Source organism: Citrobacter sp. Marseille-Q6884 (assembly GCF_945906775.1).
Taxonomy (GTDB): Bacteria; Pseudomonadota; Gammaproteobacteria; order Enterobacterales; family Enterobacteriaceae; genus Citrobacter.
On the sequence record NZ_CAMDRE010000001.1, the window covers coordinates 1,504,865 to 1,519,387 of the forward strand.

The following is a 14,523-nucleotide window of genomic DNA, read 5'->3' on the forward strand; positions in this document are numbered from 1 at the left end:
GCAATCAATGCCTCGCTGATCAGATAAAGTGCTTACGCAAACGCTGGGAGAGGAAATCCAGCAGGCTGACGGTGACGATGATTAACACCATCAGGGCGCAGGTTTGCTGGAACTGGAATCCGCGAATCGCCTCCCACAAGGTCACGCCAATGCCGCCTGCGCCGACCATACCAACCACCGTGGCCGAGCGGACATTGGACTCAAAGCGATACAGCGAGTAGGAGATGAGGAGTGGCATGACCTGCGGCAGAACGCCGTAGAGAATTTCTTCAATCTTGTTAGCGCCGGTCGCGCGAATCCCTTCAACCGGACCCGGCTCAATGGCTTCTACCGCTTCGGAAAGCAGCTTGGAGAGCACGCCGGTAGTATGGATAAACAGCGCCATCACGCCGGCAAACGGACCCAGACCGACGGCGACAACAAACAGCATGGCGAAGACCATTTCGTTGATGGCCCGACAGGCATCCATCGCCCGGCGCATCGGCTGGTAAATCCACCAGGGGACCAGGTTATCGGCGCACATCAGGCCGAAAGGAATCGACAAAACAACGGCGAGCGCTGTGCCCCAGACGGCAATTTGCAGAGTGACGGCCATTTCACCCAGATAGTCCTGCCACTGGCTGAAGTCCGGCGGGAAGAAATCGGCGGCGAAAGTCGCCATATTGCCGGAATCCTGGATCAGCGTGAGTGGCGCCATTTCGGCACCTTTCCACGAGACAACCAGCACGGCGAGAAGGATGGCCCAGCTCAGCAGCGAGAACCAGCTGCGCTTGGGCGGGGCGACGGTGATGGTTTGCATATTTGGCTCCGTTGGAACGTGTGTTTGCGTGGTAGGCCTGTTATCAGGCCTACCACTCTCAGACGCGTTACTGCACCGCTTTATTCACGCTGGTCATGGCGCCCAGCGCGGCGGTCAGGCGGTCGAGGTCATCCAGCTGCGCTTTAAGCGCGGAGGTTTTGCTGGTTTTCTCTTCTTCGTTCAGTCCCTTGTTGTCCTTCACGCCCTGCATCTCTTTAAACAGCGCCAGCTGGCGAATCGGCACCAGTTGCAGGTCGCTGGAGGCACGGAACGGCGCCCAACCCAGACGTTCCAGCGTCGCCTTCTCTTCCGGCGTTTTGCCGTAGTTCATAAAGAAGTCGTAAACCTTGTCCTTGGTGGTTTCAGAGAGATTTTTACGCCAGACGATGGGATCGCCCGGGATCAGCGGCGACTTCCAAATCACCTTCAGTGCTTTTAGCTTGTCCGGTGCGGAAGTTTTCAGCTTGTCGAGGTTTTCGGTGTTGTTGGTGGCAACATCCACCTGCTTGTTGGCGACGGCCAGCGCGTTGGTTTCATGTCCGGCGTTAACGGTGCGTTTGAAGTCAGTGGCGGCAATATTGTTTTTCGCGAAAACGTAATAGCCGGGGACCAGGTAGCCAGACGTGGAGTTCGGATCGCCGTTGCCGAAGGTGAGATCCTTACGTTTCGCGATCAGATCGTTCAGGTTGTTGATCGGGCTGTCTTTGTTAACGATCAACACGCTCCAGTAACCCGGCGATCCGTCGGCTGCAACGGTCTGGGCAAAGACTTGGCCGTTGGCGCGATCGACCGCTTCCATGGCGGAGAGGTTGCCGTACCAGGCGATATCGACTTTGTTAAAGCGCATACCCTGGATGATCCCGGCGTAGTCCGGGGCGAAGAAGGCGTTCACTTTCACGCCCAGCGACTTTTCCATGTCCTTCAGGAACGGTTCCCATTGCGGCTTCAGGTTTTGCTGTGATTCCGTCGAAATAATGCCAAAGTTCAGCGCTTTTTCTTGCTCTTCGGCATGCGCCGGGGTGAGCAGTGTGCTGAGACTGAACATGCTGGTGAAGGCCAGCGCGGCAACGGTCTTATAGCTCATGTTGTTTCCTTAATTAGTCATTGTTCCAGGCTATTTCACTTGCCAGCCTGTCTGCGCCAATAACGCCTGGCTTTTTAGAACTATGCAGCCTGCGCGTTCTGTTCGACGCGGTTCATGCTGCGGTAGAGATGGTCAAATCTATCGTTATCAAAATGCTGGCTGCTGCCATCAAAGAAGACGTTGCCCTGACGCAGCGCGACGATCCGTTCGCAGTAGCGCAGGGCGTAATCCACCTGATGCAGCGTGACGACCACGGTGATGCCGTCGGTCTGGTTAATGTCGCGCAGGGTATCCATCACGATGCGTGCGGATTCCGGGTCCAGTGAGGCAATCGGCTCATCGGCGAGGATCACTTTTGCCTGCTGCATCAGCGCGCGGGCGATGGCAACGCGCTGCTGCTGCCCGCCGGAGAGCGTGGAAACACGCTGATACGCAAAGTGCGCCATACCCACGCGGGTAAGCGCCTGCAAGGCCCGCTGTTTCTGCTCCTGACTGAACCAGCTAAAGCAGGTACGCCAGAATGGGGTGCTGCCGAGCGCGCCAATCAGCACGTTCTCGAGTACCGTCAGGCGGTTGACCAGATTGAACTGCTGGAAGATGTAGCCGGTGTGGGCACGACTTTTGCGGATATCGCGTGCCAGTCGGCCTTCACGCTGTACGGTGCGGCCTAATAGCTCGACGTGACTTCCCGGGGCTTTATCTCCGGTAATCAAGCCGCTTAAATGACGTAAAAGGGTGGATTTGCCGGAGCCAGATGGCCCAAGCAGAGCCACCATCTCACCGGCGCAGATGTTCAAATCAACCGCATTGAGCGCCTGATGCTGATGGAAGGATTTGGAGAGTTTCTCGACGCGAATAATCGTTTGCATGATGCGGGCTCCCTAAAAAAGTGGCCCCATCGTGGCGGATTAATGTGACGTTTTCGTTAAGAAATGGTTACTTGGCGATGAAGAGTTGAGCGACATTTGATGACAGTGCGGGAGGACGCGCCTCCCGTCAGGTTACTCACCAGGCTGTTGCTGTTTTACGACGTTGATCATCCAGGGGACGCCGTACTGATCGGTCACTTTACCGAAACCGTGCGCCCAGAAGGTTTCCTGCCAGTCCATTTCGATTTGGCCTCCTGCGGCGAGGTTATCAAACCAGCGCTTTCCTTCTTCAACGTTTTGCGTGTCGAGAACCAGCGTGAAGCCGGAGTAGTGGGCTTTTCCTGTGGCGACGCTGTCGCTCATCATGATGTCGCTGCCTGCGATGCGCAGATTCGCGTGGGCGATGGCAGTATCGGGGAATTTCATTCCGGAAGGGCAACCCTCTTCGCTGTCCTGGGCGGACTGGGGCATTTCACCGAAGTTAATTTTGTAGAGAAGCTCAGCGCCTAATGTTTTTTGGTAGTAGGCGATGGCGTCAGCGCAGTTGCCTGCAAAGGAGATATAAGGACTTAACGGCATAATTTTTACCTCAGGTAAAAGAAGCCAATTAAGTGTAGATGCCGTCTGCAAAAATAAACCAGGCGGGAAGCATGAGCTTCCCGCCTGACACATTAGTTCTTTTTCACAAACTCGGATTTCAGCTTCATTGGGCCAAATCCATCGATTTTGCAATCAATGTTGTGGTCACCTTCAACCAGACGGATGTTTTTCACTTTGGTGCCGATCTTCAGCATTGAAGAGCTGCCTTTCACTTTCAGATCTTTGATGACGGTAACGCTGTCGCCGTCAGCCAGCAGGTTGCCGTTGGCGTCTTTCACGATGAGTTCATCGCTGTCCTGAGCCGGTTCTGCGTCGTTCCATTCGTGGGCGCATTCCGGGCAGATGAACATGCCGTTATCTTCGTAAGTGTATTCGGAGTTGCATTGTGGGCAGTGTGGTAATGACATGTGGATTTCCTCAAAAGTCAGCAGGGGCAAAAGCGCCCAAAAATGGCAGATTGCCGAAAAAGGCCGCAATTATACATAAAATCCCTGCTTTTGTCGGGACTACTGTCTGATTAAGAAAAATGGCCGTCCCATGCTGCGGGTTGCTTTCCTGCGCCAGAAAACCGCGCTGAATATTTTTTAAGGGAAATTGCTACGTTTTCTTATTTAAGATAAGGTGCGGTGAACCACCTGATATTCATAGGGTATACGCGTCATACTGCACATTGCCTGTGCAGTGGCTCTGGCCGCGCAAACGCTATTCAAAGCACGACGCGCGTTACCCGTCTGGCCAAAATAATAAAGAGTATCCCTGGCTCTGAGTATGGCTTAATTAGGGTAAGTGGCAGTCTTATTACCCCTTAATTTTGGTAGGTAATAATAACCGGGATTAAGCTGGCATTTTTTAAAACTGAACTACTCTGTTTATCTTTCTTAATTATTACAGTAAGGGAGAGGTATCAGGCTAGCAGTTATACAACAAACATTATTCTAATAAATCAGCGGGTTGTTTTGATTTTTTAATTATTTCTATACGTAATTATAAAAGCCGAAAATTCATAAATAAAACGATTTGGCTAAATAAAAGTAATGTTATTTGCGTTAAGGAAAAATTTTCCATGTACACACAGACAATCTATGAATTAAGTCAGGAAGCGGAACGCTTGCTGATGCTTTCACTCGAACATCTCCGGCAAGTGCAAAAATTGCCGACGACATCGTTGGACGATGTCGCGCCAACGCAAGGGGAGCACAGCGGACAAGTGCAACCCCTGCATTTCAGCGCCCGTGGCATGGATATCCAGCAGGCGACCCTCAACAATGAGCTGCGAAAGATCACGCGGCTGGAGATGGTGCTGGCCATCGTGGGGACCATGAAAGCGGGAAAATCGACGACGATTAACGCCATTGTGGGAACGGAGGTGTTGCCTAACCGTAATCGCCCGATGACGGCGCTGCCGACGCTTATCCGCCATACACCGGGTCAGAAAGAGCCGGTGCTGCACTTTTCTCACGTCGCCCCGATTGATGCCTTAATGAATATATTGCAGCAGCGTGTGCGGGAGAGCGATCGCCAACATCTTACGCAGGTGCTGGAAATTGATAAGGATATGAATGTCCTGCTGCAGCATATTGAAAATGGCGTGGCATTTGAGCGGTATTATCTGGGGGCGCAGCCGATTTTCCATTGCCTGAAAAGCCTGAACGATCTGGTTCGCCTGTCAAAAGCACTGGACGTGGATTTTCCTTTTGCCGCTTACACGGCGATTGAACATATTCCGGTGATTGAGGTTGAGTTTGTTCACTTAGCCGGGCAGGCAAGTTATCCGGGGCAATTGACCTTGCTGGATACCCCCGGGCCGAATGAGGCGGGGCAGCCACACTTACAAAATATGCTGAATGAACAGCTGGCGCGGGCTTCTGCGGTACTGGCGGTGATGGATTACACCCAGCTGAAATCAATTTCGGATGAGGAAGTACGCCAGACGATTATGGCGGTAGGCAAGTCTGTACCGCTGTATGCCCTGGTGAATAAATTCGATCAAAAAGACCGCAACAGCGATGATGAAGAGCAGGTGCGGGCATTAATTTCCGGCACGCTGATGAAAGGCGGCATTACGCCTGAACGTATTTACCCGGTTTCCTCAATGTGGGGCTATCTGGCGAACAGGGCGCGCCATGAGCTGACCACTCACGGGCGGTTGCCGGACCATCAGGAACAGCGTTGGGTACAGGATTTTGCCGAAGCGGCGCTCGGCAGACGTTGGCGTACCACCGATCTTGATGATACGGAGCATATACGGCATGCCGCCGATTTGCTCTGGGAAGATTCGCTGTTTGAACAACCGATCCAGAATGTTATTCACGCCGCTTACGCGAATGCGTCGCTCTATGCGCTACGCTCTGCGTCGCATAAGTTATTGAACTATGCACAAAGCGCGCACGAATACCTGGAGTTTCGTTATCAAGGCTTAACGGTCGCGTATGAAACGCTACGGCTGAACATCGCGCATATTGAAGACGATATGCAGCAGCTTCAGATGAGCCAGGAACGGGTAAAAGATGAGGTGAACCACGAAGTGGAGCTGGCGCTGGCTTCGGCGACGGCGTATCTCAATCAGCAGCGGGCTGAGATTCTCAACGGTATCCATGCGTTCTTTGTCAAAGAAAATGTATTGATGATGTCACAGCACGGTATGGGGGCGTCCGTTGCGGCGGCGGAAATGGCCGGTGAAATGCTGGTGCTGCATGACGAAGGACAAGCAAAAATTGTTTTAGACAAAATTCGCTCATCCTGTGAAGGCGTTCTGCTGACGGCACAGGAGAGTATCAGTCGTGATTTAGCACTGCGTTTTGAGCAACTTGAATCGACGCTGTCCCGGGCATTAAATGACGCCATCCGACCCATTGAGTTACGGGTGAAGGAAGAACTGAGTCATGCAGGATTTCGAGCGCGAATTCGTTTCCCGGCGTTTCATGCGACGATGTTTAACTTCAATACCCGTCAGCTCTTTAATGAGGCCATTGAACAGGATATTCCGTCGGATGACGCCACCCCCCATGCGGGAGGTGTGCGGGATACGTTTTCGCGTTGGCTGAACCAGCCAAACTGGGGATGGAACGATTACGTAGAAACGAAAACGCGTTACCTCATCGACATGAGGGCGCTGCACAAGAGCCTTGTGCATTATGTCACCCAGTTTTGCCAACAAATCCGTAAAGCTTTAGTGGCTCAGGTCGATATTTCCGTTACGGCAGGCATGGCAACGTTTTTTGCCGATTTTTCCTTGTGCCTGACGCAATTGCAGGCGAGCCTGCGTGAGAGTCTGACGATACGCCAGCAGCATGAATCGGCGGTGAATGCATTGAGTGAACAATTGCAGCATCGCATTGCGACGGTGGCCTGGATTTATGAAGATTCCCGCTTGCTTCGTGACGATATCCATACCCTTTTTGCAGCTGAGCACACATGACAAACGCGTTACTGGAAGGCCCCGGGAGGACGCTGGAGTGTGTCTACCCGAAGTTTATGGTCGATCTGGTTCAGGGAGATGAAACCAAACGTTCCGGTGGATTTCTGCAACAGCAGCAGCGGTTGCGCGCGCGGCTGACGCAAGAAGTTTTATCCCAGACCCAGCTTCGTGCGTGGGTCGTGGCGGGTGTGTCCAGCGAACACCTTGTGATGCGCCTTAAGCTGGTGGAAAAACTGGCGGGCATGATTGACCCGGGGCATCTGGCGCTGGTGCGTATTGCCGGGGGGCTGAGGTTCCTGCAACAAACAGAGAACCTGCGTGGGCAATCCACGCCTGGCGTGGTGCAGCAGATTGATTCGCTCTCCGGTTGGTTTACACAACGCGGCGCTTACAAAGAGAAGGCGCTGACGCAGCGGGGGTTGACCGTCCAGGCGGGCGAGCACAGCGAACAAATTTTTACCCGCTGGCGCGCGGGCGCGTATGACGGCTGGTCGTTGCCGGGACGCTGCTTTGTGGCGCTGGAAGAGTTACGTTGGGGAGCCTTTGGCGATGCCTGTCGGTTGGGCAATGCCGACGTGGCGACGATGCTCAAGGACAATCTGCGCAAAATGGCCACGCAGGCGCTGGCCTACAGCGTGAATGCGGCGCCCACCACGCGTCACTACTACCATCATTGGCTTAATTCACCGGCTGTCGGCGGGTCGGGCGAGCATAACGATATGTTGAGCTGGCTGGGGGACTGGTGCGATGCCCAGCGTCACCCGGTGAGCTGGTCAGTCACACAGCGCTGGCAAAATGTGGCGTTGGGGATGCCGAGGCTATGTTCGGCAAAGCGCCTGGTGGATGCGATGGTGGAGGAGATTTTTGCACCGTCCCCGCGCCTGGGGGAGCGGGGACGGTGAACGGGCTGAGGCAGACTTAGTGGTGCAGAGAGTCTGCAGGTGTTGCTGCAGTCTCATTGACGACCAGATTCTTGTTAAAACGTTTGGCATACAGCGCGGTGATAATCGGCACCAGAATCGCCGTGACAATGACGCTGGCGGCAACCAGTGCGGTTGCGGAAGCAGCAACCGGTTCAAATGCCGGGTTAATCTGGGCGATAATCACCGGGTTTGCGACTGCAGCACCCGCCGCAGAAGAGGCGGCAACACCCGCAGTACCATTCCCGCCGCCAATGACGCGGTCAGCAATAATCAGTGGGATACCGGTAATCACGATAACCGCCACACCCAGCAGGATACCCAGCAGACCGGTGTCAACAATGACGCTCAGGTTGATCGTGTTACCCAGCGCAAAACCGAAGAACGGAATCAGCACCGGCGTTGCTTTGCTGAAGAAGGAACGCAGGTCGTGATCCAGGTTACCCAGCGTAAAGCCAATCAGGAACGGTAATACGGCGCCAATGAAATGGTGCGGTTCAAAGGAGGCAAGGCCTGCAGAGCCCAGGATGACCATGGTCATCAGCGGACCGGATTCCAGAGACATCAGCACGAATGCGCCAGACTCTTCTTTGGTGCCGTACTGGTTCATCAGGCTGGCGTACAGGCCACCGTTGGTCATGTCCATTGCGGAGACAATCGCCAGCACGGAAAGTCCCGCAAAGAAGCCAGTTTGAATACCGGTATCAGGAATAAATGATGCGGCAATCATTGCCACGACCCAGGCCACCGCAATTTTGGTTATTACCAGCGTACCGGACTTGCGTAATACCGTACCGGTTGCCCGTAAATCAATAGATGCGCCGATACAGAAAAACCAGACCGCCAGAATGGGAACGGTGCCGCTGATCATGCCCTTGGTAAACGAACCGAAATAAGCGCCGGTATTGGGTGCTAACGTATTTAACACGGCACCTAATAACAACGGGATCAGCATCATTCCGCCAGGGATGCGTTCAATCGTGGCTTTAATTTTCATAAACGTCCTCATATCTGTCGCAGGTAATTAACGCGAAAGAACTAAATAGTATTTAATTTCAAATGGTTACTTGCTGCTTCCAACAGGGATAATCAGCTATGTCTTTGTTTTTTAACATCTAACGCGGCATACATTGAGCATTCACTGCTCCCAGGGATATTGCGTCTGGAATTAGTGTGCATTCATGAGAACGATGATTCAATCAAAATAAAACGGCGTTTTAGTTATCTTCATCACATATTCCAGGTAAAACTTCCCAATCGCTCCAATTATTAAAAAACCTGTGAATTTTTTGTGAAGGGATTAGAGGTTTTTTCGCTGGCGGAGGAATAATAAACACAGTGATTGTTTGTGCTGACAAGTGATTTTTTCCAAGCATTAATCGTCAATAAATAACAATGACAGCATGTAAAAAAGTTGACTAAGAATGACCTTATTTACGCAGGTTGACGAAATGAAAAACTATGTGTGAAGTTGATCACAAATTTAAACACTGTTAGGGTAAAGAGGTCATTAACCGCCCAATCAGGCGTCAACAGGTTCGGTTGTACTGCACGTTTCCGGTCAGTGTAAGTAAACCTGCTACGCTTGTTACAGGGATTGCGCCAGTGCATTCCCCGCCAGAAAGATGACCCAGGCGCATGTTGTGCCAGGTGAGTCAAACTGTGCGTGACAGGGCAAAGTCTAAGAGGACTGGTATGCTAAAAAGGAAAAAAATAAAGCCAATTACGCTTCGCGACGTCACCATCATCGATGACGGTAAACTGCGAAAAGCCATTACCGCAGCGTCGCTCGGTAATGCGATGGAGTGGTTTGATTTTGGTGTTTATGGGTTTGTTGCTTACGCATTAGGTAAGGTGTTCTTCCCGGGGGCTGACCCCAGTGTGCAGATGGTTGCTGCACTTGCTACCTTCTCCGTTCCCTTTCTGATTCGACCGCTTGGCGGATTGTTCTTCGGTATGCTCGGCGATAAATATGGTCGCCAGAAGATCCTTGCTATCACGATTGTGATTATGTCGATAAGTACCTTCTGTATTGGGCTTATCCCCTCGTATGCTACCATTGGTATCTGGGCGCCGATTTTGCTGTTGCTGTGTAAGATGGCACAGGGCTTCTCGGTTGGCGGGGAGTATACCGGCGCATCGATTTTCGTCGCGGAATACTCGCCGGACCGTAAACGTGGATTTATGGGGAGCTGGCTGGATTTCGGCTCTATCGCGGGCTTTGTGCTCGGTGCGGGCGTGGTGGTGCTGATCTCGACCGTGGTCGGTGAAGAGAACTTCCTGGAATGGGGCTGGCGTATTCCGTTCTTCCTTGCGTTGCCGTTAGGATTGATTGGTCTGTATCTGCGTCATGCGCTGGAAGAGACCCCGGCGTTCCAGCAGCATGTCGATAAGCTGGAACAGGGCGACCGTCAGGGGTTGCAGGAAGGGCCGAAAGTCTCGTTTAAGGAAATTGCCACGAAGCACTGGCGTAGCCTTCTGGCGTGTATTGGTCTGGTGATTTCAACCAACGTCACCTATTACATGCTGCTTACCTATATGCCGAGCTACCTGTCGCATAACCTGCACTACTCGGAAGATCATGGCGTGCTGATTATTATCGCCATCATGATTGGTATGCTGTTCGTGCAGCCGATAATGGGACTGTTGAGTGACCGCTTCGGGCGTCGTCCATTTGTTATCATGGGCAGTATTGCGCTGTTTGCGCTGGCGATCCCGGCATTCATTCTGATTAACAGCAATATCATCGGCCTGATTTTCGCCGGTTTGCTGATGCTGGCGGTGATTCTCAACTGCTTTACCGGGGTGATGGCATCAACCTTACCGGCAATGTTCCCGACGCATATTCGCTATAGTGCGCTGGCTGCCGCGTTTAATATCTCGGTATTGATTGCTGGCCTGACGCCGACGCTGGCCGCCTGGCTGGTGGAAAGCTCGCAGAATCTGATGATGCCCGCGTATTATCTGATGGTGGTTGCGGTGGTCGGTTTGATTACCGGTGTGACCATGAAAGAGACGGCGAATCAGCCGTTGAAAGGGGCAACACCTGCGGCTTCGGATATTCAGGAAGCGAAAGAGATTCTCGGCGAGCACTACGATAACATCGAGCAGAAGATTGACGATATCGATCAGGAAATTGCTGAGTTGCAGGCTAAGCGTTCACGCCTGGTGCAGCAGCATCCGCGCATTGATGAGTAATCTTATCCCACCTGCGGGCTTGTCTTAAGGTTGACTTAATCTCGCTTTGGCAAACTCTCCTCCAGATTATCGGAGGAGAGTGCCATGAAAACCCGTATTTATGAAAGTTTGACTACCGTATTCAGTCTGCTGATCGTGAGCAGTTTTTTGTACGTGTGGGTCAGCTCTTACTGATCTTTTTCCAGCACCACCCAGGCGCGAGTGCCGGTAGCATCAGTGCGATTTTGCAAAAAGAATTGCCCGTGATGGAGCTGGGTTATACGGCTCACAATGCTTAGCCCCAGCCCGATTCCACCGAAACGGCTGTCCATGCGTACAAACGCTTTGCTTAACTCCCCGCATTTACTTTCGTCAATCCCTGGCCCTTCATCTTCGACGGCCATGATTGCATCGTTTTCAGTGTCCAGAACGATCCTAATCGCTGTGCCTTCCGGGCTGTAACGGTGTGCGTTTTCCACCAGATTTCGCAGCAGCATACGTAAGAGTGTGACATCGCCACGCACCACGACATCCGCCGTGCTCTCGGGCAGGAGGAGTGTTTGTTGCCGTGAGTCCAGCATGGTACTGAGTTCATCCCACGAGGGCAGTATGACGTCTTCCAGCAGTTTGACATGCTGATAATTACCAGCGGAAAACGACTGACCCACGCGGGCGAGTTGCAGCAGTTGGGACACGCTGTCCATCATTTGGTCGAGGCGGGCAATGAGCGGTGAAACGTCCAGGTTATGGGCTTTTGACAGGAGTTCCAGGTGCAGTCGGACGCCCGATAACGGTGTGCGCAACTCGTGCGCCACATCGGCGGTAAACAGACGTTCATTTTCGATGGTCGTGGTGAGTCGTGTGACCAGTTCATTAAGCGATGAGACCACCGCCTGTATCTCAACGGTGGAGCTGCGAACTTCGATGGGGGTCAGGTTATCGGCCGCTCGGGCTTCTAACTCTTTTTGCAGGTCGGCAAGCGGGCGGGTGATACGCCGCACCGCCTGATAGCAAATCAGCAGCGTCAGGCTGACCATGAAAATACCGGGCACGATCAGGCTGGCGATGGCCTCGCGGATCTCGTGCATGATATGGCGGTCGTTGTTACGGTTATCGCGTAACGCCTGCTCAAACAACTGGATTTGCTCGGTGCTTTCATGCCACAGCCAGAAGGAGCTAATAAGCTGAAAAACCACCAAAATAATGCCAATCGTGAGTATTAAACGATGACGAAGGGGGAGAGGTTTTTTGAAATACTGTAGCAGCTTCACTTAGCTTTCCTCGGTCGTCACCAGCATGTAACCAAATCCCCTGACCGTGCGGATACGCGATTTACCGACTTTGTCGCGCAGGTTGTGAATGTGCACTTCCAGCGTATTGGTTGACGGCTCGTTATCCCAGCTGTAGATGTCGTTATACAGAATCTCCCGGTGGACCGGGCTTCCGGCTTTGAGCATCAACCGCGACAGTAACGCATACTCTTTTGGCGTTAAGATGATCTCTTGCCCGTCCATCCACACCTGACGGCGACCAATATTCAGCGTCAGATTACTGACGATAAGCTCACTCTCACCCTGGTTGTTATGACGACGCAACAGCGCCCGAATACGGGCGTGGAGTTCTTCCAGTGCGAACGGTTTGACCAGATAGTCATCGGCACCGACATCCAGCCCGGTGATACGGTCTTTGATCGTATCGCGGGCGGTGAGGATCAGTACCGGAAGGGTATATTTTTTCTGTCTGATCCGGGTCAGAAAGTGCAGACCATCTTCATCAGGTAACCCCAGATCCAGAACCACCAGGCTGTAATGGCCGCTCTCCAGACACTGCTCTGCTGCACGGGCTGTCGACACGCCATCGCAGGCGTAACCTTCCGTTTGCGCGGCGAGAATCAGCCCCTGTAATAACAGCGTATCGTCTTCAACAATCAGAATTTTCATTCGGTTAGCCTCCCCGGCAGGGCTGCAGAATATCATCTGCGGCCTGATATTTCTGTGTTTGCACGCCCGTTAATCCCAGCAGGGTTGAGAAGAGATTATCCTGCGAGAAGTCTTCTGAGCGTGCCCGTTTTTGCAAACATGTCTGAGAGACCTGATAGCGTTGCTGATAATCCTCTGAGAGCCACAGCAGCATCGGGACATGCTTTTGCGTGTCTGGCGCAATCGAATAGGGCAGACCGTGCAAATAGACGCCATTTTCCCCTAAGGATTCACCGTGATCGGAGAGATAGACCAGGCTGGTGGTGAAATTATCCTGATGCTCTTTCAGTATATTGATTGCTTTATCAACAATATAGTCAACGTAGAGGATCGTGTTGTCGTAGGTATTCACCAGCTGCTGTTGTGAGCAGGTCTGGATTTCGTTGGTGTCGCAGGTCGGCGTAAATTTCTTAAACTGCGCAGGATAGCGGTTGTAATAGGTTGGGCCGTGGCTGCCGATGGTATGCAGCACAATCACGCCGTCGCCTTGCAGATTATTGATGTACTCCTCCAGCCCGTGAAACAGCACGTCATCGTAGCATTCGCCGTCGATGCACTGCCCTGGCAGGTTCAGCGCGGTCATATTTTGATGCGGTACGCGGTCGCAGGCACCTTTACAGCCGCCGTCGTTATCGTTCCACAGCACGTTAATTCCCGCCCGTTGGATGATGTCGAGCACGCCTTCCTGATGGTGCGCCAGTTCTTCATCGTAGTGCGCACGCGGCATGTCAGAGAACATACAGGGCACAGAAACCGCTGTCGCCGTACCGCAGGAAGTGGTGTGAGGGAAATAGACCACATCATCTTTTTCCAGCAGCGGGTTGGTCTGACGCGAATAACCGGATAATGAGAAATTATCGCCGCGCGACGTTTCACCGAGAACCACAATGGTGAGGTTTTTGCGTTTTTCTTGCAGCATCAAGGGATTGCGATGGGCATCTTCGCCAATACGCACCAGCGGCAGGTTAGCCAGTCTCTGATGTGAGTACCAGGATGAGGTGGCCACAATGCTGTTGGACGGGCTCAGGGATTTGACCAGCTCTTTATTGTTGCGAAACAGCGACGCGTAATCTTTGTAGAAAAAGGCGGCGACCAGCACGATCAACAGTGCTGATATGACGATATTCAAAGCCCGGTACAGTACGCTACGCGGCCATGGCGTAGCCGGTTTAATTTTGATCCAGCAGGCAATCACCGCGGCCAGAATGCCGCTCACGCCAAGCGTCACGATCATCTGCGGCGTCAGCAGCGCGAAGGTTTCTGCCGGCGTGGTGTCCATCATATTGGCGATCATCGAGCGGTCGATGATGATGCCGTAGGTCATGATAAAATACTGAGCGGATGCCCCCACCAGAATGAAAATACAGGCTAGCAGGCGGTTAAGCCACAGGAAAGAGGCCAGTGTTAGCACGATGTTCATGACGCTGAAGGCAACGACCGGCATGGATAAAAATACCAGCACGTTACGCAGAGAATCTCGCGGCAGGTCTTGTAGTACCTGTTTGTAAAACGCAATGTTCAGGAAAGTCGCAAGATAAAATGAGATCAGCAGAAGCCAGCTGATTTGCCCGAGAGTCGGTCTTTTAAACAGAAGCTTTAACATTAAGGGGGTTCCATCGACTAAGTGGGGCAGATCCTCTCAAAGTAAAATTAAGCCAACCTTAAGTTCTTAATGTT

Annotated in this window: 13 protein-coding genes; 4 read left to right on the plus strand and 9 right to left on the minus strand. The window is 52.6% G+C overall.

From position 1 onward, the window contains the following. Positions 1 to 19 precede the first annotated feature (19 nt). The 5 genes from phnE to N7268_RS07170 all read right to left on the minus strand — a co-directional run bounded on the left by phnE (position 20) and on the right by N7268_RS07170 (position 3,759). Positions 20 to 799 (minus strand): phosphonate ABC transporter, permease protein PhnE, encoded by a 780-nt coding sequence (gene phnE, locus N7268_RS07150; protein ID WP_038636402.1) that lies wholly within the window; start codon positions 797 to 799, stop codon positions 20 to 22. A gap of 67 nt (positions 800 to 866) precedes the next feature. Beyond that, complete coding sequence (gene phnD, locus N7268_RS07155) at positions 867 to 1,883, minus strand: phosphonate ABC transporter substrate-binding protein (protein ID WP_260862279.1); 1,017 nt, start codon at positions 1,881 to 1,883, stop codon at positions 867 to 869. Between the two features lie 80 nt (positions 1,884 to 1,963). Next, positions 1,964 to 2,752, minus strand: coding sequence for a phosphonate ABC transporter ATP-binding protein (gene phnC / locus N7268_RS07160; protein ID WP_260862280.1), 789 nt, complete (start codon positions 2,750 to 2,752; stop codon positions 1,964 to 1,966). A gap of 132 nt (positions 2,753 to 2,884) precedes the next feature. Continuing rightward, positions 2,885 to 3,331 carry a VOC family metalloprotein YjdN gene (gene yjdN / locus N7268_RS07165; protein WP_260862281.1) on the minus strand — a complete coding sequence of 149 codons (447 nt, stop codon included), beginning with the start codon at positions 3,329 to 3,331 and terminating at the stop codon, positions 2,885 to 2,887. A gap of 92 nt (positions 3,332 to 3,423) precedes the next feature. Then, the gene (locus N7268_RS07170; RefSeq protein WP_198907238.1) at positions 3,424 to 3,759 is read right to left on the minus strand and encodes a zinc ribbon domain-containing protein YjdM; all 336 of its coding nucleotides are present in this window, start codon (positions 3,757 to 3,759) and stop codon (positions 3,424 to 3,426) included. A 656-nt stretch (positions 3,760 to 4,415) separates the two neighbouring features. Here N7268_RS07170 and crfC point away from each other — a divergent pair. Both crfC and N7268_RS07180 read left to right on the plus strand, forming a co-directional pair. Continuing rightward, positions 4,416 to 6,770 carry a clamp-binding protein CrfC gene (gene crfC / locus N7268_RS07175; RefSeq protein ID WP_260862283.1) on the plus strand — a complete coding sequence of 785 codons (2,355 nt, stop codon included), beginning with the start codon at positions 4,416 to 4,418 and terminating at the stop codon, positions 6,768 to 6,770. Further along, positions 6,767 to 7,672, plus strand: coding sequence for a YjcZ-like family protein (locus N7268_RS07180; RefSeq protein WP_260862284.1), 906 nt, complete (start codon positions 6,767 to 6,769; stop codon positions 7,670 to 7,672). The genes crfC and N7268_RS07180 overlap by 4 nt, the downstream gene beginning before the upstream one ends. 16 nt (positions 7,673 to 7,688) lie before the next feature. Here the strand turns inward: N7268_RS07180 and kdgT are convergent, their stop codons facing one another. Then, positions 7,689 to 8,687 carry a 2-keto-3-deoxygluconate transporter gene (gene kdgT, locus N7268_RS07185; RefSeq protein ID WP_260862285.1) on the minus strand — a complete coding sequence of 333 codons (999 nt, stop codon included), beginning with the start codon at positions 8,685 to 8,687 and terminating at the stop codon, positions 7,689 to 7,691. 698 nt (positions 8,688 to 9,385) lie between these two features. On the opposite strand from kdgT, the gene proP reads away from it, so the two are divergent. Next, the gene (proP, locus tag N7268_RS07190; protein ID WP_198907242.1) at positions 9,386 to 10,888 is read left to right on the plus strand and encodes a glycine betaine/L-proline transporter ProP; all 1,503 of its coding nucleotides are present in this window, start codon (positions 9,386 to 9,388) and stop codon (positions 10,886 to 10,888) included. 84 nt (positions 10,889 to 10,972) lie between these two features. Then, positions 10,973 to 11,062 (plus strand): LpxT activity modulator PmrR, encoded by a 90-nt coding sequence (gene pmrR / locus N7268_RS07195; protein ID WP_198907243.1) that lies wholly within the window; start codon positions 10,973 to 10,975, stop codon positions 11,060 to 11,062. On the opposite strand, the gene pmrB is transcribed toward pmrR, so the two are convergent. Genes pmrB through eptA form a run of 3 tightly spaced genes read right to left on the minus strand, consistent with a single transcriptional unit; the run spans position 11,056 to position 14,449 of the window. After that, positions 11,056 to 12,138 carry a two-component system sensor histidine kinase PmrB gene (gene pmrB, locus N7268_RS07200; RefSeq protein WP_260862286.1) on the minus strand — a complete coding sequence of 361 codons (1,083 nt, stop codon included), beginning with the start codon at positions 12,136 to 12,138 and terminating at the stop codon, positions 11,056 to 11,058. The genes pmrR and pmrB overlap by 7 nt on opposite strands. Then, entirely contained in the window at positions 12,139 to 12,807 is a 669-nt protein-coding gene (gene pmrA / locus N7268_RS07205; protein ID WP_260862287.1) for a two-component system response regulator PmrA, read from the minus strand. A 4-nt stretch (positions 12,808 to 12,811) separates the two neighbouring features. Continuing rightward, complete coding sequence (gene eptA, locus N7268_RS07210) at positions 12,812 to 14,449, minus strand: phosphoethanolamine transferase EptA (protein WP_260862288.1); 1,638 nt, start codon at positions 14,447 to 14,449, stop codon at positions 12,812 to 12,814. Positions 14,450 to 14,523 lie beyond the last annotated feature (74 nt).